We start from the raw sequence: 17,426 nt of genomic DNA, 5'->3' as shown, positions 1-17,426 counted from the left end.
GTATTGAATATTCTGAATAACATCCATGAAGCGCGCTCGCCGATGTTGCGTCTTCTGGTCGGGGCGATGTTGCTTGCGCTGACCTTCGCAGGCGGGTTCGCAGTTGCTGCGCACAAGACCGTGACCCTCACGGTCGACGGGGCGTCGGTGACCGTGCCGACCATGAAGTCGCGCGTGATCGACGTCGTCAACGAGAACGGGTTCGACGTCGGCGAACGCGACGACCTTTACCCGGCGGCCGATGCGCCGGTGAGCGACTCCGACACGATCGTGCTGCGCCGCAGCCGTCCGCTGCAGCTCTCGCTGGACGGCGAGAACAGCCGGCAGGTGTGGACCACGGCGTCGACGGTGCAGGAGGCCCTGGCCCAACTGCAGATGACCGACAAGGCGCCCGCGGCCGCCTCGCGCGGCAGCCGGGTGCCGCTGGCGGGCATGTCACTGCCGGTGGTCAGCCCCAAGACCGTTCACCTCAACGATGCCGGTGTCACCCGCACCGTCCGGTTGGCGGCGCCGAATGTCGGCGCTCTGCTGGCCGCCGCCGGTGTTCCCCTCGAGCAGCGCGACTCCGTGGTGCCCGCCGCGTCGTCGCCGGTGGTCGACGGCATGCACATCGACGTGCGCCGGGTGCGCATCGAGAAGGTGACCCAGCGGTTGCCGCTGGCCCCGCCGAACAAGCGGATCGAAGACCCGACGCTGAACATGAGCCGGCAGGTCGTCGAGGACCCGGGCACCCCCGGCACCCAGGACGTCACGTTCGCGGTGGCCAAGGTCGACGGCGTGGAGACCGGCAGGTTGCCAGTAGCCAATGTCGTTGTCACTCCGGCCCGCGAAGGCGTTCTGAGAGTCGGTGCAAAACCCGGCACCGAAGTCCCGCCGATCGCCAACGGAGCTGTCTGGGACGCCCTCGCGCGGTGCGAAGCGGGAGGTAACTGGGCCATCAACACCGGCAACGGATTTTACGGTGGCGTCCAATTTGATCAGAATACGTGGGAGCGGAACGGTGGTCTGCGCTATGCTGCGAGGGCGGATCTCGCGACAAGGGAAGAGCAAATCACGATTGCTGAGGTCACTCGGGCACGGCAGGGTTGGGGTGCGTGGCCGACGTGCAGCGGGAGGATTGGGGCGCGCTGACCATTCGACTACTCGGGCGGACCGAGATACGGCACCTGGCCAGGGAGATCGACTTTCGACCTCGTAAGTCCTTCGGCCAGAACTTCGTGCATGACGCCAACACCGTGCGCCGAATCGTCTCGGCCTCCGGGGTGAACCGGCAGGATCATGTGCTCGAAGTGGGCCCTGGCCTGGGCTCGTTGACGCTGGCCCTGCTCGACCGCGGCGCCAAGGTGACCGCCGTGGAGATCGACCCGGTGCTGGCCCGTCAGCTGCCCCTGACCGTCGCCGACCACTCCCACAGCGAGATCAACCGGCTGACCGTGCTCAACCAGGACATCCTCACGTTCCGGCGGGCCGAACTCGCCGAGGAGCCCACCGCCCTGGTCGCGAATCTGCCCTACAACGTCGCCGTTCCGGCGCTGCTGCACCTGCTGGCCGAATTCCCCTCGATCCGCACCGTGATGGTGATGGTGCAGGCCGAGGTGGCCGAGCGGTTGGCCGCCGAACCCGGCGGCAAGGACTACGGCGTGCCCAGCGTCAAGGTGCGCTTCTTCGGCGACGTCCGTCGCTACGGCATGGTGTCGCCGACCGTGTTCTGGCCGATCCCGCGCGTCTACTCGGGGCTGGTGCGCATCGACCGGCACCAGAGTTCGCCGTGGCCCACCGACACCGAATTCCGCGAGCAGGTGTTCAACCTGATCGACATCGCGTTCGCCCAGCGCCGCAAGACCTCGCGCAACGCGTTCGCCGAATGGGCCGGATCGGGCAACGAGTCGGCGCGCCGGTTGCTGGCCGCCAGCATCGACCCGTCGCGGCGCGGAGAGACGCTGTCCGTCGCCGACTTCGTCAGGCTGCTGCAGCGCTCCGGGGAGAGCGACGAGCCCAAGGTCAGGGTGCGCCCGGCTACTGCAACGCCCTGGTGATCAGCGCGACGAACTCCCGGCACGACGGGTAGCGCTCTGCCGGTGCCTTGGCCATGGCCTTGGCCAGGATCGAATCGAAAACCCTCGGCAGCCAATCTATTTCGCGCGACAACCGCGGCGGTTCGCGGTGCAGGTGGGCATTGATCAGGCCGATTCTGCCCGGTGCGGGAAAGGGCGGTGACCCGGTGATCAGCTCCACGGCCGTACATGCCAGCGCGTACTCGTCGGTTGCCTCCGTCGGCGCGTGGCCGGTGATCAACTCGGGGGCACTGTAGGGCAGGGACGCCTCGACCGCGCTCGATCGGTAGCCCACGTCGGAGGTGATCGCGTGGGCCACGCCGAAGTCGATCAGGGCGGCTCCGTCATGCGGGAAGTTCTTGTGGACAAGGATGTTGGCGGGTTTGACGTCGCAATGCACGATCGAGTGGTTGTGCGCGTAGTCCAGGGCGTCGGCGACCTGGCCAAGGGCGGCAAGGCGATTCGCCAACGGCTTCAGGTTCGCGACTGCACCGCCGTCGACGACCTCCATCGACAGCCAACCGGGGCCGTGCTCGTAGACGGTCACGATGTGGGGATGGTCGAGCGCGTGGGCGAAGTCGAATTCGCGTCGCAGACGGGCGAGTTGAGCCCGATGCCGGTGGTGCTCGTCGAGGACCTTCAGCGCGACCGCGCGATCCGGGCCCGCACGGTGGTGCGCGCGGTACACGGTGGCGTACCCGCCGCGGCCCAGCACCCCGCCCACGACGTAGCCGTGGAAGTCCTCACCGGCCAACAGCACGCCCTCAGACTAGGTATCGCCGCGGGCGCGGGGACGGCAAGACGGCTGCCCGGTCGCACACCACTCGGATAGGGTCGATTCCCGTGTCCAACGGAAGTACCGCCTCGGAATGGGTGCCCACCGGGTCGGTCACCGTTCGGGTCCCGGGCAAGGTCAACCTGTATCTGGCCGTGGGGGACCTTCGCGACGACGGCTATCACGAGCTGACGACGGTCTTCCACGCCGTGTCGTTGCTCGACGAGATCACCGTGCGCAACGCCGACGTGCTGTCGCTCGAGCTGGCCGGGGAGGGCGCCGAGATCCTGCCCACCGACGAGCGCAACCTCGCGTGGCGGGCCGCGGAGCTGATGGCCGCCCACGTCGGCCGGGCGCCCGACGTGTCGATATCGCTCGAGAAGTCGATACCCGTGGCGGGCGGTATGGCCGGTGGCAGCGCCGACGCGGCCGGGGTGCTGGTGGCCATGAACACGTTGTGGGAGCTCGGGGTGCCGCGCCGCGATCTGCACGCACTGGCCGCGCAACTGGGCAGTGACGTCCCGTTCGCCCTGCACGGCGGTACCGCGCTGGGCTCCGGGCGCGGTGAGGAGCTGGCCACCGTGCTGGCCCGCAACACGTTTCATTGGGTGCTGGCGTTCTCCGACAGCGGCCTGTCCACCCCCGCGGTGTTCGCCGAGATCGACCGGCTGCGCGACACGGCCGGGTCGGTGCGCGATCAGCCGCCCCGGCTGTCGGACCCGGAGCCGGTGCTCGCGGCGCTGGCCTCCGGCGACCCGGCCGAGTTGGCCCCGCTGCTCGGCAACGACCTGCAGGCCGCCGCGTTGAGCCTCGACCCCGGTCTGCGCCGCACGCTGCGGGCGGGCACCGAGGCCGGCGCGCTCGCCGGCATCGTGTCGGGTTCGGGCCCGACATGCGCGTTCTTGTGCGCGTCGTCGGCGGCCGCGGTCGACGTGGGCGCCGAGCTGGCCGGGGCGGGGGTATGCCGCACCGTGCGGGTGGCCAGCGGCCCGGTGCAGGGCGCGCGGGTGGTGCCCACCCCGTCGCCGTCGGTGTAACGCCTGGCCGGGCCCCCGGAACATCGGTTTGGTCACGACTTTGTGTGACTCGGACCTCAATTCTCGGGATAGTTTGGCGGTTACTTAAGAGTTGCCTAAGATGAATCGCGGTGAAATTCAGCGGTCAAGCATCGGACGCGACACTTTCGCCCACCGGGACGCTCGGTGGGCGCTACGTCGAACACGGTCGGCGACCCGAAGCAACACCAAACCGAGACATAACCGCTCCCCAGTCGTATGCGCGCCTGCGCGCGAGTGCCCTGAATCAGGCGGAGCATGACATCCGGGCAAATGCGCTGGAGCAGACGCCGGCGCAGCGGCTCCAGAAACCGAGGAGGTCGTCGTGAGCCGATTCACCGAGAAGATGTACCGCAATGCCCGCACCGCGAAGACGGGCATGGTCACCGGTGAACCCTACGAGCCCGTCCGGCACACCTGGGGTGAGGTTCACGAGCGTGCCCGCTGCATCGCGGGCGGCCTGGCCGAGGCGGGCATCGGCCTCGGCGACGCCGTGGGCGTGCTGGCCGGCTTCCCCGTCGAGATCGCGCCGACCGCGCAGGCGCTGTGGATGCGCGGCGCCAGCCTGACCATGCTGCACCAGCCCACCCCCCGCACCGACCTGGTGATCTGGGCCGAGGACACCATGAACGTCATCGGGATGATCGAGGCCAAGGCCGTGATCGTCTCCGAACCCTTCATGGTCGCGATCCCGGTGCTCGAGGAGAAGGGCATCAAGGTCCTCACCGTCGGCGATCTGCTCAAGTCGCACCCCATCGACCCGATCGAGGTGGGCGAGGACGATTTGGCGCTGATGCAGTTGACGTCGGGCTCCACCGGCTCACCGAAGGCCGTGCAGATCACCCACCGCAACATCTACTCCAACGCCGAGGCGATGTTCATCGGTGCCGAATACGACGTCGAGCGCGACGTCATGGTCAGCTGGCTGCCCTGCTTTCACGACATGGGCATGGTCGGCTTCCTGACCATCCCGATGTACTTCGGCGCGGAACTGGTCAAGGTCACGCCGATGGACTTCCTGCGCGACACGCTGCTGTGGGCCAAGCTCATCGACAAGTACAAGGGCACCATGACCGCGGCGCCGAACTTCGCCTACGCGCTGTTCGCCAAGCGGCTGCGCAGGCAGGCCAAGCCCGGTGAGTTCGACCTGTCCACGCTGCGGTTCGCGCTCTCAGGCGCCGAACCCGTCGAGCCCGCCGACGTCGAGGACCTGCTCGACGCGGGTAAGCCGTTCGGGCTGCAACCGGAGGCGATCCTGCCCGCCTACGGGATGGCCGAGACGACGCTGGCGGTGTCGTTCTCGCCGTGCGGCGCCGGTCTGGTGGTCGACGAGGTCGACGCCGACCTGCTGGCCGCGCTGCGCCGCGCCGTGCCGGCCACCAAGGGCAACACCCGGCGGCTGGCCTCGCTGGGGCCGCTGCTCAAGGACCTCGAGGCCCGCATCATCGACGAGCACGGCAACGTGATGGCGCCGCGCGGCGTCGGTGTCATCGAACTGCGTGGCGAGTGCGTGACGCCGGGCTACCTCACCATGGGCGGTTTCATCCCCGCTCAGGACGAGCACGGCTGGTATGACACCGGGGACCTCGGTTACATCACCGAGGAGGGCAACGTCGTGGTGTGCGGGCGCGTCAAGGACGTCATCATCATGGCCGGCCGCAACATCTATCCCACCGACATCGAGCGGGCCGCCTGCCGGGTGGAGGGCGTCCGTCCCGGTTGTGCGGTCGCGGTGCGCCTGGACGCCGGGCACTCGCGCGAGACGTTCGCCGTCGCCGTCGAGTCCAACGCCTGGCAGGATCCGGCCGAAGTGCGTCGCATCGAGCATCAGGTGGCCCACGAGGTCGTCGGCGAGGTCGACGTGCGACCGCGCAACGTCGTGGTGCTGGGCCCCGGCACCATCCCCAAGACTCCGTCGGGCAAGCTGCGCCGCTCCAACTCGGTCTCCCTGGTCACCTAGTTTCTTGTACTCCCTCCTGGCGCGAGCGTGCGTGTTGGAGGGCGACACGCCGCGTGTTCACCGGAGTTTCCGCACGCTCGCGGGCAGCGAGACGGGCCGTAGGTAGTCTCCGATCAACGTGCGGCGCCACCACGCCCCGTCGTTCCGCAGTTCGCGCCAGCTGGTGAACCGGTATTCGTAAAGCAGTGCGCGCACATGCGTCGGCGGAGATTCGGGAAACGGGTTGTGGCGCAACAACCGCAGCGTCGCAGCATCGTTGCGCAGCAGCCGTTCGACGAACGGCGTGAACCAGTCGCGCGCATAGGCCGGTGACAGCGCCGCGAACCACATCAGCCAGTCCAGGCGCAGGTGATACGGCGCCCACTGGCGCGGCATCCTGTGCGGGTCGCCGGGTTTGCCCTTGAACCCGTACTCCTTCCACACCGTGTGCGCGGTGACGTCCGGCTCGGCGGTGCCCTCGATGATCACCTCGAACCGCTGACGGCCGATGCTGCCGAAGGCGCCGTAACTGTTCATCAGGTGAATCGGATTGAACGCGGCATTCATCCGCTGGCGGCTCGACACCATGTTGCGCACTGGCCAGAAGCTCAGCACGACCGACAGTGTGGTGAACGCGATCACCGTGGCGACGAACCACGTCGGCGGACTGGGCAACGCCGGCGCGTCGGGAACCGGGAGCGCGGATGCGAAAGCGCGGTGATCGACGGCCGCGACGGCCAGCACGATCGTCAGCCAATTCAGCCAGGCGAAGTTGCCCGAGGCCACCAACCACAGTTGGCTGACGATCACCAACCCCGCGGCGATGCCGGCCACCGGCTGCGGCGCGAACAGCGCGAAGGGCACCACCAGCTGGACGAAATGGTTACCCGCGACTTCGACGCGATGCAGCGGCCTGGGCAGGTGATGGAAGAACCAGCTCAACGGTCCGGGCATCGGCTGGGTCTCGTGGTGGTAGTCCAGACACGTCAGATCGCGCCAGCACGGGTCGCCGCGCAGCTTGATCAGCCCGGCGCCGAACTCCACCCGGAACAACAGCCACCGGACGAGCAGAATCGCCAGCAGCGGCGGCGCCGTGTCGTCGTTGCCGAGGAAGGCCGCGACCAGACCGGCTTCCAAAAGCAGTGACTCCCAGCCGAATCCATACCATCGCTGGCCGATGTTGACAATCGACAGGTACAGCACCCACAGCAGCAGCCACATCACCAGCGAGGTCCACAGCGGCACCAGGTTCGCCACGCCGACGGCCATCGCCGCCGACAACGCCGCGCCGAACCAGGCCACCCCGGCGAACAACCGGTCCGAATAGTGCAGATGGAAGAGGCTGGGCGCGGCCCGAAACGGCACGCGCGCGACGAATCTGGGCGCCGGAAGCATGCCGTGCTCACCGATGAGCGCCCTGAACTGCCGGGCGGCGGCCACAAAGGCGATCAGATAGATCACCGCAACGCCGCGCTGCAGCACCTCGCGAGCCAGCCAGTACTCGGGTGCTACGAACCACTGCGCGTCCACGTCGGATACTCCTGACACGACGACCTCGCCCTACACAGGTTGTACTCCACAGACCGCCGAGACGCGGCAAATCGAATGGCCCGCCGTCGGTATCTGCCGATACCGTCGGTGACATGCCCGTCACCCCGGCCGTCGAGGCCATCGATCTGATGAAGAGGTTCGGCAACCCCGGTGATCCGCCGGCCGTCGACGGTGTCAGCTTCACCGTGGCGCCCGGCACCGTGTTGGGCATGCTCGGCCCCAACGGTGCGGGCAAGACCACCACGGTGCGGATGATGACGACGCTGACCAAACCCACCGGCGGCACCGCCCGGGTCGCCGGGTACGACGTGGAAAGCCAGCCCGACGAAGTGCGGCGCCGCATCGGGCTGACGGGCCAGGTCGCCACCGTCGACGAACTGCTGACCGGTCGGGAGAACATCCGCATGATCGGCGGCCTGTACGGCATCCGCCGCAAAGATCTGGCGCGGCTGGGGGATCAGCTGCTGCAACAGTTTTCGATCGCCGACGCCGCCGACCGCGTGGTCAAGTCGTACTCCGGCGGAATGCGCCGTCGCCTCGACCTCGCGGTGAGCCTGCTGGCGTCCCCACCGGTGCTGTTCCTCGACGAACCGACCACCGGCCTGGATCCCCGCAGCCGCACCGAACTGTGGGACGCGCTGCGCGACCTGGTCCGGCAGGGCACCACGCTGCTGCTCACCACGCAGTACCTCGAGGAGGCAGATCAACTCGCCGACAACATCGTGGTGATCGACCGGGGCCGCATCATCGCCGAGGGCTCGCCGATGCAGCTCAAGCAGCAGGCGGGCAAGGCCAGCCTGGTGGTCACGGTGACCGACCCCGACGACCTGACCGCGGCGCGGGCGCTGCTGGCCAAAACCGGGGCCGAGGTGTTCGTCGATGCCGGCGCCCGTCAGCTGACCACGGCCGCCGACGGCCTCGCCGACATGATCCGCGTCGCCGAGTGGTTGCGTGACCACGACATCGGCGTCGACGACATCGGGTTGTCCCGCCCCAGCCTCGACGATGTGTTCCTGTCGTTGACCGGGCACCGCACCCCCGACGAGGTGCACGCATGACCGGCGTCGGGACCCGACCCACCAACATCGCCCAACAGTCGTGGATCATGGTGAAACGCAACATGATCCACACCAAGCGGATGCCGGAGATGCTCAGCGACGTGACCGTGCAGCCGATCATGTTCGTGCTGCTGTTCGCGTTCGTGTTCGGGGCGTCGATCGTCAACCCGGGCGGCACGAACTACCGCGAGTTCCTGCTGCCGGGCATCCAGGCGCAGACCATCGTGTTCTCGGCGTTCGTGGTGGCCTCGGGGATCACCGCCGATGTGGAGAAGGGGATCATCGACAGGTTCCGGTCGCTGCCGATCTCGCGGTCGTCGGTGCTGATCGGGCGCAGCATCGCCAGCCTGATCCACTCGTCGCTGGGTGTGGTGGTGATGGCCGTGACGGGCCTGGCCATCGGTTGGCGTATCCGCGGCGGTGTGCTCGACGCGGCGTTGGCGTTCGCGCTGGTGCTGGTGTTCGGGTTCGGGATGATCTGGTTCGGCATCCTGGTCGGGTCGCTGCTGCGTACGGTCGAGGCCGTCAACGGCGTGATGTTCAGCGTGCTGTTCCCGGTCACGTTCCTGGCCAACACCTTTGTGCCGACCGAACCGATGCCGCACTGGCTTCGGGTGATGGCCGAGTGGAATCCGGTGTCGTCGCTGGCGCAGGCCATGCGGCAGTTGTGGGGCAACGGCGGTCCGGCACCGGAGAGCGCGCAGCTGCCGCTGCACCATCCGGTGCTCGCGACCATCCTGTGGTCGCTGGTGCTGACGGCCGTGTTCGCGCCGTTCGCACTGCGTGCCTACGCGCGCCGCACGGGTGGCTAGGTTCGCACGGCGGCGATCGTCCAGGCCGGCAGCACCGGCGCGCGGGTCAGGAAGTGATCGGCTTGACCGGTTGTGCGCAGCAGCACCTGAGTGCGCAGGATGCAGCAGCCCATCCGCACCATCGCGAAGATCTCGTACCAGTCCAGGTGCCGCAGTTGCCGACCGATCATATGCTCGAAGCGCCCGATCACCTGCTCGCGGCCATCGAACCCCGGCAGCTCCGGATCGGCGTCGATCCCGTTGACCTCCAACATCTGTCGGCGGGTGGCCAACCACCACGCGAAATCGGTCTCGGCCGGGCACACGCAGGCCTGCTCCCAGTCCAACGCGCCGACGAGTTGTCCGGTGTCATCGAAGATCGCGTTGGACAGGCGCGCATCGCCCCAGCACACGCTCAGCTCACCGTGGTCCTCCGGTAGCCGGTGGCGCAGCCAGTCGAACGCCTCCGCGACGATGTCGGGTACCTGGTCGTCGGAGCCCCACCGCGCATACTCCTGCCACCAGGCGAGTTCGGCGGCCACCCCGACACCGTGCGGGCGCCGCAGCCACGGGGCTTCGTCGACCGGGATGCGGTGCAGCCCGGCCAGCGTCTCCAGGAACGAGTCGTGGGCGCGTCGTTGCACATCGCGGCCGGCGTCATGCAGCCAGCCGCGGATCGCGTACGTGGTGTCCGACGGCGTGTGCCCGTAAATGCGGGGCATCACAAGGAATCTCGAGCCGATCCAGCTGTCGTCGGGCTCATGAAGGATCGGTGACGGGGTCGCGATGCCGTGCTCGTGCAGAAGCTGCTGGGTCCGGGTCTGGGCGTCCAGGTCGTAGTCGGGGAAGATCCCGCCGCCTGCGGGCGGAATCCGGATCACGTACTCGTCGGTCGCCCCGCGCACCTCGGCGCTGAAGATCAAACTCTCACTCGACCAGCCCGCCGCCCGATTCGCGGTACGCAGTTCGGACAACGTCGCCTCGGCGGCGAACCTGTGCGCGAACCACGCTTGGAGACGGCTGCGGGTGGCGGCCAGATCGCGCGTCCCCAGGGTGATACCGGCCATGACTCAGGGTTACATGGCAACCATCACATGTAAAGTCAACCCGCGGCCGCGCGAGGCAGTCGCCGCCCGGTCGGGGCCAGGCCCGCGGTGTGGCGCAGTTCGGCGAGGAACTGTCGGGGACTGCCCCCGCCGACCAGGTAGTGGCATACCGCGATGCGCACCACCGCCGCGGCGGCGACCTCGCTGTGGTCTCCCGGGATGATCCGCGCGACACGCTCGTGCATGATCGGCAGCACCCGCTTCATCTGACTCAACACGTGCTCCGGTTCGACCTCGGCCAGCGAACCCAGTGAGTAGCTGCTCTGGAAGTCGACGATGAAACGCAAGGCGGCGTCGAGACGGTCGGGCCCGCTCAACCCCGCCATCGCGGCGGCGATACCGGCGTCGAAGTTGTCCTGTTCGTAGCGGCCGAACGCTTCCATCAGGCCCTCCTTGGACCCGAAGTAGCGGTACAGCGTCGGACGCGACACCTTGGCTTCGGCGGCGACGTCGGACAGTTGCAGCTTGCGATGGCCGTCGCGGGCGAGCACCACGAACGTCGCCGCCAGGATGCGGCGCCGCGTCGAGGGGTCCGCGTCGACCGGCCGAGAAGCCACTTGTCTGTCCTTTACATATGGTGGGTCAAATGTCACACTACGCCTAACTGCGTGCACCCATGTTAAGGCTGGTGGCGACTCATGACGAACCTCGTGGTTCGCAAGATCGCATGGGAGTTCGACGACACGGTGCCGTTCAACTGGCAGCCGGCGAATCCGGAGTTCGGGCTGTTCTGCAACGCGTTCACGTTCATCGCGGTGCCCTTCGAGCGCTACATCGTCAGCACCGTGCGGATGGCCGGGGACAGATTCGACGACGATCCCGACATCGCCTCCGAAGCCGAGGCCTTCCTGCGCCAAGAGGCACAGCACGCCGCGGCGCATCGCAAGCACATGACCGCGCTCGTGCAGCGCTACCCCGAACTCGAGCGGTGCTACGAGCAGGCATGTAGGTCATACGACGAACTGCTCGACGCCCACCCTGTCGAGTTCCACGCCGCCTACATCGCCAATCTCGAGGCGACGTTCACGCCCCTGTTCAAAATTGTGCTGGACAACCGTGATTCGCTGTTCGACGGGGGCGACCAACGGGTGGCTTCGCTGATGATGTGGCACTTCGTCGAGGAGATCGAACACCGCAGTTCGGGGCTGATGCTCTATCGCCACCTGTGTCCGGATCCGTGGTACCGCGTCAAACGGTTGCGCGCGACCATCAACCACGTCGCGGGCATCGCCGAGGCAATCGCGAAGACGTTCGACGAAGTGGTGCCGTTCGAGGAACGCGGCGCCTCGACGCAGCAGCTGATGTCCACCGGGCTTCTGGCCCGCGAACTGACCTACCGCGGTCCCGTCGGCCGTCGCCGCCGGCCAAAATCCGGTGGTGCGCCGACGTTGTTTCACGCCGTGCCCGCCGGCCAGCTGGTCAGAATGCTGTGGCGGCTGGCCCTCTCGCAGACTCCCCGGCACAATCCCGCCACCCAACCGCTTCCCGACTGGGCGGACACCTGGATGCGGGAATACGACCGCGGCACGGACATGAGGACGTTCTTCGGTGCACCGCCCGCTGATTGAAGGAAGGTAGTCGCATTGCTGTCGACGAACTACGGCGCGCTCGTACCCGAGGATGAACTGCTCACCCATCAGATCGTCGACACCTTCGCGACAGTGGGCCAGTCGGATCCGTCGTGGACCGAGAAGATCTGGACGATCGCGCACGCCCGCGACAATTCCCTTCAGGTCGTGCTCGGGGTGGGCAAATACACCAACCGCGGGGTCTTCGACGGTGCCGCGGGAGTGTGCCGCGGCACCGAGCAGTGGACGGTGCGGGCCGGCCGGCGGTTGTCCTCCGACCCGACGGGAACACAGGTCGGGCCGATCCGCTACCGGGTGGTCGAGCCGCTACGAGCGGTGCAGATCACGCTCGACGAAACCGGCCACGCGCCGATCGCGTTCGACGTGGAGCTGCGGGGCAGTTTCCCTGCGGCACTAGAGGATCCGTGGCCAGACCGCAGCCCGGACGGCTACCGCGTCACGCACAACGTACTGCGGTACCACCAGATCGGCGTCGCGTCGGGGTGGGTGCGACTACACGGTGAACGCACCGAGATCGGTCCCGACGAGTGGATCTCGATCCGCGACCACTCCTGGGGCCTGCGCCCGGGCGTCGGCAAGCCGATCCCCGGCCTGCCCCGGGGAGGCCGACGGATTGCCCAGATGTTCATGACCTGGCTGCCGATGACCATGACCAGGCCCGACGGGTCGACGTACTCGCTGTTCGTGATGTATCAGGAGGAGCGCGGCGACGGCTTTCTCGAAATCCGTTGTCAGGCCGAACAACAAGACGACAACGGGGATTCCCACCGGTTCGTCTCCGTCGAACAGGACATGCACTTCCGCGACGACAACCGCCGGTTCACGCACGGCACCGTCACGCTCATCGACGCAGACGGTACGAAGCGGCCGTTGACCGTCACCGCGGCCGGGCCCACCGGATTTCACCTCGGCACCGCGGGCTACTACGGGTGGGACGACTGGGTGTACGGGCAGTGGGTCGGCGACCTGAAGGTCGAGGGCAACCACGTGATGAACTGCGATGCTCCCGAGAACGCGCGCAGATTGCACCAGTTGCGCGACCTGCTGGTGAGGGTGGAAGATCCCGTCGGCGGCGGCGTCGGGTTGGGCAACGCCGAGACCTTCGCCCTCGGCGCGTTCCCGGAGCGCGGCCTCACCGCCGAGAACTCGTTCTTGTAGCCGCGCTCAACTCCAGGCGTGCACGGTGTTCTGCGCGGGCTCCAACCCGTGCTCGAGCAACAGTTCGGTCGCATCGGCGGCCTGCTCGCAGATCGTCGGCACCTCTTTCCATTCCGCCGAGGTGAACGTCGACAGCACATATGAGGCCCCGCTGGTGCGGCCCGGCGGGCGGCCGATGCCGATACGCACCCGCGCGAAGTCGTTGCTGCCCAACGCCGAGGCCACCGATCGCAGGCCGTTGTGGCCGGCCACGCCGCCGCCCGACTTGAGCCGGATACGCCCGAAGTCGAGGTCGAGCTCGTCGTGGATCACCACGACGTCGGGGGGCGCGATCGAGTAGAACTTCGCCAGCAGCCCCACCTGGCGGCCGGACTCGTTCATGAAGCTGCGCGGCTTGGCCAGCACCGCCGCGCGGCCCCCGATGCGCCCGGTGACGACCTCGGCGCCGGACTTCTTGTGCATCTTGAACCCCGCCGCCATCCGGTCGGCGAGGATGTCGGCCACCAAGAACCCGAGGTTGTGCCGGGTGGTGGCGTACTGAGGTCCGGGGTTGCCGAGGCCGACCACCAACTGGGGTTCGGCCATGTCGGCCTACTCCGTATCCGCGGCGGGCGCCTCGTCGGCGGCCTCGCCGGCGGGCGCGGCGGGCGCAGCCTCGGCCTCGGCCTCCTCCTCGGCGACCTCGCCCTCCATCTCCTCGGCGGTGGGCGCGGCGACCACGTTGACGACCAGCATCTCCGGGTCGGAGATCAGCGAGACGCCGTCGGGCAGTTCGATGGTGCCCGCAGTGAACTGGGTGCCGATCTCGGCGCCCTCCACCGACACGACGATCTGATCGGGGATCGCCTGCACGTCGGCCTCGAGCTGAATGGCGTTGGTCTCCTGGGTGACCAGCGTGCCCGGCGCCGCCTCGCCCTCGATGACGACGGTCACCTCGACGACCACCTTCTCGCCGCGACGCACGACCAGCAGGTCGGCGTGCTGGATGCTGCGGCGGATGGGGTGCAGGTGAAGCGCCCTGGTCAGCGCCAGCTGCTCCGTGCCCGCGATGTCGAGCGTCAGCACCGCGTTGGTGCCGGAGTGGCGCAGCACGGCGGCGAAGTCACGCGCGTCGAGTTCGAGGTGCTGCGGATCGGTGCCGTGGCCGTAGAGCACGGCGGGGACCTTGCCGTTGCGACGGGCGCGTCGTGACGCACCCTTGCCGGTCTCTTCGCGGACCACCGCGGTCAGATTGTTGACGATCTTGGCCATTGAATTTCGCTCCTGTCGTGTACCGAGCACGGCCAGGGCGCAACCACTGAAGGTAGTTCGCGTCGATTACGGTGCCAGGAATCCCCGCCACCCTCGCCGTGATTACCAGCCAGGGTAGCCGCTGGGGCCGCGCACGCCCAAATCAGAGCGCGAACTTGGTATCAGTGAGCTGCTCCGATAGGTCCCACAGCCTCGCGGCCCGGTCGGCGTCGCGGGCCAGCGGACTGCGCCAGTGCGGGCCCGTCGGTCCCCGCATCGAGAACCGCGGCCCGATGAACGTGTCGCCGGGCAGATCCTGTGATGCCGCGTAGAGCGTCTGGCGGGCGCCGAACTCCGCGGAGGTGGCCAACAACCGGTTGCCCGCATCCCAGAACCGGGTACCGAACCGGCTGCCGGTGTGGCCTTGCAGGTTGGTCGCCGAGTATCCCGGGTGGGCGGCCAGCGACTTCAGCGGCGAGCCCGCGGCGTCGAGCTTGCGCTGCAATTCGCTGGTGAACATCAGATTGGCCAGCTTGGACTGCCCGTAAGCCAGCCACGCCGAGTACGGTCGCGACTTCCAGTTCAGGTCCTTGAGGCTGACCCAACCGAAGATGTGCATCTGGGAGGACACCGTCACCACCCGATCCGTCAACGTCGGCAACAACAGGTTCGTCAACGCGAAGTGGCCGAGGTGGTTGGTGCCGATCTGGCTCTCGAAGCCGTCGACGGTCAACGCGTAGGGCACCGCCATGATGCCCGCGTTGTTCACCAGCACGTCGACGGAGTCGACGCCTTCCGCGAACGCCCGCACCGAGGCCAGATCCTGCAGGTCGAGCTCGCGGACCTCGACCTCACCGAATCCGGGGCCAGTCATGGTGGCGGCCGCTTCCTCGCCCTTGGCGGTGTTGCGCACGGCGAGGATCGTGTGCGCCCCGACGCGGGCCAGTTCGCGGGCGGTGATCAGGCCCAGGCCCGAGTTGGCTCCGGTGACGATGACGGTGCGGCCGGCGAACGACGGCAGCTCGGCGGCGGTCCATTGGCTCATGGCGACCACCTTAATGAGTGCTCCCGCCGCGAAATTGCATTCCAGCAGGCGTCTTCTCGCGTGGATGCAATCTGGCGGGCGAACAGGCTTACTTCGGCGGGGCCGCAGGGACTGCGACGTTGAAGCCCCGAATGATCGCCTCGATGTCGGGGGCCTCCTCGGCGGCCTTCTCGGCGAAACCGGTGACCGTGAACTGGACGAGGTAGCGCTGATTGGCCGGCGGCGCGCCGGTCGCGATGACGATGCGGTTGTAGGTGTGCATCCGCGTGCCGTTGAGGTCGTAGCTGCCCTCGATCATCGATGACGGGAAGCCCTTGAAATCCTCAGTGGAGGCGTTGAGTTGGCGAAAGTTCTGCGACAGCTGCGCATCGTCGTCACCGTGTTTGATCGCCTCCTCGACATTGAAGTCGCCGGTGAGCCGAAACACCATCAACATCGCGGTCGGATAGGTGTCGCCTTTAGCGATCACCCGCGTCATCGGCGACAGGTTGGTGTTGGCGTACGGCTCCCACCCGGGCGGGGTCGGGTAGGTCACGGTCAGATCGGCCAGCTTCTCGGGCGCCACGGGATCACCGACCACGCCGACGCGCTCCAGATACGCCGCGATCGGCACCGGTGTCTCGGTGGCGGCAGGTGTGGTGGTGGTCGCGGTCGACCAGATCGACTCGTAGTCAGGCGCATCCGTGCCGCAGCCCGCGGCGATGACCGCAGCCAGCAAAGCCGCCGCCGCCCGACGCGCCGTCACAGAATTTCGCGCACGTTGTCGATCGGTCTGGCCAGCCTGGTGCCCTTCGGCGTGACGACGAACGGGCGCTCGATGAGGATCGGATGTTGCACCATCGCATCGAGAAGTTCGTCGTCGCCGGCCTCGGCGAGGTTCAACTCCGCGTACACCGACTCCTTCGTGCGCACCGCGGTGCGCACGTCGATGCCCGCGTCGGCGATCATCTTGGCCAGTTCGGCCCGCGTCGGCGGCGTCTTCAGATACTGCACGATCTGCGGCTCGATACCGTTCTCGCGCAGCAGGTCCAGCGTCTTGCGGGAGGTCGAGCAGCGGGGGTTGTGATAGATAACACTGTCTGACACTTAGGCGTCTCCGTCGAAAAGACCTGTCACTGAACCGTTTTCGAATACCGCACGAATGGTACTCGCCAGCAAAGGGGCGATCGACAACACGGTCAACTGCGGGAATCGCTTGTCTTCGCCGATCGGCAACGTGTTGGTGACGATCACCTCGCGCGCGCCGCACTCGGCAAGCCGGTCCCTGGCAGGCGGGGACAGCACGCCGTGGGTGGCGGCGATGATCACATCGGCGGCGCCTTCCTCGCGCAGCAGCTTGACCGCACCTGCGATGGTGCCGCCGGTGTCGATCATGTCGTCGGTGAGCACGCAGCAGCGCCCGGCGACCTCGCCGACGACCCGGTTGGACACCACCTGGTTGGGCACCCGCGGGTCCCGGGTCTTGTGGATGAACGCCAGCGGCGTGCCGCCCAGCGAGTCGGCCCACTTCTCGGCCACCCGCACCCGCCCGGAGTCGGGGGAGACGACGACGATGTTCTCGCACGGGTAGTGCTCCCGGATGTAGCCGGTGAGCAGGTTCTGCGCCCGCATGTGGTCGACGGGCCCGTCGAAGAAGCCCTGGATCTGGTCGGTGTGCAGGTCGACGCTGACGATGCGATCAGCGCCCGCGGTCTTGAGCAGATCAGCGATCAGCCGCGCCGAGATCGGCTCCCGGCCGCGGTGCTTCTTGTCCTGGCGGGCATACGGGTAGAACGGCAAAATCGCGGTGATCCGCTTGGCGCTGCCGCGCTTGAGCGCGTCGATCATGATCAGCTGTTCCATGATCCACTCGTTGAGCGGCGCCGGATGGGATTGCAGCACGAAGGCGTCGCAGCCGCGCACCGACTCGTCGAAGCGCACGAAGATCTCGCCGTTGGCGAAGTCACGCGCGGTCTGCGCGGTGACCGGCACGTCAAGCTCCTTGGCCACCTGCTCGGCCAGTTCGGGGTGCGCGCGTCCCGAGAAGAGCATCAAATTCTTGCGGTTGTCGGTCCACTCGGTGCCCACAGTGCGCC

18 protein-coding genes are annotated in these 17,426 nt (G+C 67.6%); 8 read left to right on the top strand and 10 right to left on the bottom strand.

Annotation, left to right across the window (positions count from 1 at the left end):
• The first annotated feature begins 3 nt into the window (after positions 1–3).
• Positions 4–1,131, top strand: coding sequence for a resuscitation-promoting factor (locus ABQE89_RS17545; protein WP_448418852.1), 1,128 nt, complete (start codon positions 4–6; stop codon positions 1,129–1,131).
• Positions 1,128–2,036, top strand: coding sequence for a 16S rRNA (adenine(1518)-N(6)/adenine(1519)-N(6))-dimethyltransferase RsmA (gene rsmA / locus ABQE89_RS17540; protein ID WP_448419052.1), 909 nt, complete (start codon positions 1,128–1,130; stop codon positions 2,034–2,036). The genes ABQE89_RS17545 and rsmA overlap by 4 nt, the downstream gene beginning before the upstream one ends.
• On the opposite strand, the gene ABQE89_RS17535 is transcribed toward rsmA, so the two are convergent.
• Positions 2,017–2,814, bottom strand: a complete 798-nt coding sequence (locus tag ABQE89_RS17535; RefSeq protein WP_448418850.1) for a serine/threonine-protein kinase — start codon at positions 2,812–2,814, stop codon at positions 2,017–2,019. The genes rsmA and ABQE89_RS17535 overlap by 20 nt on opposite strands.
• Before the next feature lie 83 nt (positions 2,815–2,897).
• Between ABQE89_RS17535 and ABQE89_RS17530 the strand changes: the two genes are divergently transcribed.
• Positions 2,898–3,866 (top strand): 4-(cytidine 5'-diphospho)-2-C-methyl-D-erythritol kinase, encoded by a 969-nt coding sequence (locus tag ABQE89_RS17530; RefSeq protein ID WP_448418848.1) that lies wholly within the window; start codon positions 2,898–2,900, stop codon positions 3,864–3,866.
• A 343-nt stretch (positions 3,867–4,209) separates the two neighbouring features.
• The gene (locus ABQE89_RS17525; RefSeq protein ID WP_448418846.1) at positions 4,210–5,844 is read left to right on the top strand and encodes a fatty acyl-AMP ligase; all 1,635 of its coding nucleotides are present in this window, start codon (positions 4,210–4,212) and stop codon (positions 5,842–5,844) included.
• A 57-nt stretch (positions 5,845–5,901) separates the two neighbouring features.
• Here the strand turns inward: ABQE89_RS17525 and ABQE89_RS17520 are convergent, their stop codons facing one another.
• Complete coding sequence (locus tag ABQE89_RS17520; protein ID WP_448419050.1) at positions 5,902–7,353, bottom strand: lipase maturation factor family protein; 1,452 nt, start codon at positions 7,351–7,353, stop codon at positions 5,902–5,904.
• Positions 7,354–7,466: 113 nt separating this feature from the next.
• Between ABQE89_RS17520 and ABQE89_RS17515 the strand changes: the two genes are divergently transcribed.
• Together ABQE89_RS17515 and ABQE89_RS17510 are read left to right on the top strand one after the other, a co-directional pair.
• On the top strand, positions 7,467–8,432 hold the full coding sequence (locus tag ABQE89_RS17515; protein ID WP_448418844.1) for an efflux ABC transporter ATPase subunit, DrrA-related: 966 nt from the start codon (positions 7,467–7,469) through the stop codon (positions 8,430–8,432).
• Positions 8,429–9,244, top strand: coding sequence for an ABC transporter permease (locus ABQE89_RS17510; RefSeq protein ID WP_448418842.1), 816 nt, complete (start codon positions 8,429–8,431; stop codon positions 9,242–9,244). Before ABQE89_RS17515 ends, ABQE89_RS17510 begins: the two co-directional genes overlap by 4 nt.
• Here the strand turns inward: ABQE89_RS17510 and ABQE89_RS17505 are convergent.
• Together ABQE89_RS17505 and ABQE89_RS17500 are read right to left on the bottom strand one after the other, a co-directional pair.
• Entirely contained in the window at positions 9,241–10,290 is a 1,050-nt protein-coding gene (locus ABQE89_RS17505) for a phosphotransferase family protein (protein ID WP_448418840.1), read from the bottom strand. The genes ABQE89_RS17510 and ABQE89_RS17505 overlap by 4 nt on opposite strands.
• 35 nt (positions 10,291–10,325) lie before the next feature.
• Entirely contained in the window at positions 10,326–10,886 is a 561-nt protein-coding gene (locus tag ABQE89_RS17500; protein ID WP_448418838.1) for a TetR/AcrR family transcriptional regulator, read from the bottom strand.
• Between the two features lie 81 nt (positions 10,887–10,967).
• On the opposite strand from ABQE89_RS17500, the gene ABQE89_RS17495 reads away from it, so the two are divergent.
• Positions 10,968–11,897 carry a metal-dependent hydrolase gene (locus ABQE89_RS17495; RefSeq protein ID WP_448418836.1) on the top strand — a complete coding sequence of 310 codons (930 nt, stop codon included), beginning with the start codon at positions 10,968–10,970 and terminating at the stop codon, positions 11,895–11,897.
• Positions 11,898–11,912: 15 nt separating this feature from the next.
• Entirely contained in the window at positions 11,913–13,076 is a 1,164-nt protein-coding gene (locus tag ABQE89_RS17490) for an Rv3169 family protein (protein WP_448418834.1), read from the top strand.
• Positions 13,077–13,082: 6 nt separating this feature from the next.
• On the opposite strand, the gene pth is transcribed toward ABQE89_RS17490, so the two are convergent.
• The 6 genes from pth to ABQE89_RS17460 form a co-directional block, all read right to left on the bottom strand.
• Positions 13,083–13,661: an aminoacyl-tRNA hydrolase gene (pth, locus tag ABQE89_RS17485; RefSeq protein ID WP_448418832.1), complete on the bottom strand. Its 579-nt coding sequence runs from the start codon at positions 13,659–13,661 to the stop codon at positions 13,083–13,085.
• Between the two features lie 6 nt (positions 13,662–13,667).
• A complete protein-coding gene (locus ABQE89_RS17480; RefSeq protein WP_448418830.1) occupies positions 13,668–14,327 on the bottom strand; it encodes a 50S ribosomal protein L25/general stress protein Ctc in 660 nt (219 codons plus the stop codon).
• A 142-nt stretch (positions 14,328–14,469) separates the two neighbouring features.
• Positions 14,470–15,351 (bottom strand): oxidoreductase, encoded by an 882-nt coding sequence (locus ABQE89_RS17475; RefSeq protein ID WP_448418828.1) that lies wholly within the window; start codon positions 15,349–15,351, stop codon positions 14,470–14,472.
• Between the two features lie 88 nt (positions 15,352–15,439).
• Complete coding sequence (locus ABQE89_RS17470; RefSeq protein WP_448418826.1) at positions 15,440–16,096, bottom strand: LpqN/LpqT family lipoprotein; 657 nt, start codon at positions 16,094–16,096, stop codon at positions 15,440–15,442.
• A complete protein-coding gene (arsC, locus tag ABQE89_RS17465; RefSeq protein ID WP_448418824.1) occupies positions 16,093–16,437 on the bottom strand; it encodes an arsenate reductase (glutaredoxin) in 345 nt (114 codons plus the stop codon). The genes ABQE89_RS17470 and arsC overlap by 4 nt, the downstream gene beginning before the upstream one ends.
• Complete coding sequence (locus ABQE89_RS17460; RefSeq protein ID WP_448418822.1) at positions 16,438–17,418, bottom strand: ribose-phosphate diphosphokinase; 981 nt, start codon at positions 17,416–17,418, stop codon at positions 16,438–16,440. It abuts the gene before it with no gap.
• Between the last annotated feature and the right edge of the window lie 8 nt (positions 17,419–17,426).

This window comes from Mycolicibacterium sp. XJ1819 (genome assembly GCF_053483675.1).
This window is presented reverse-complemented; position numbering and strand designations above follow the sequence as displayed.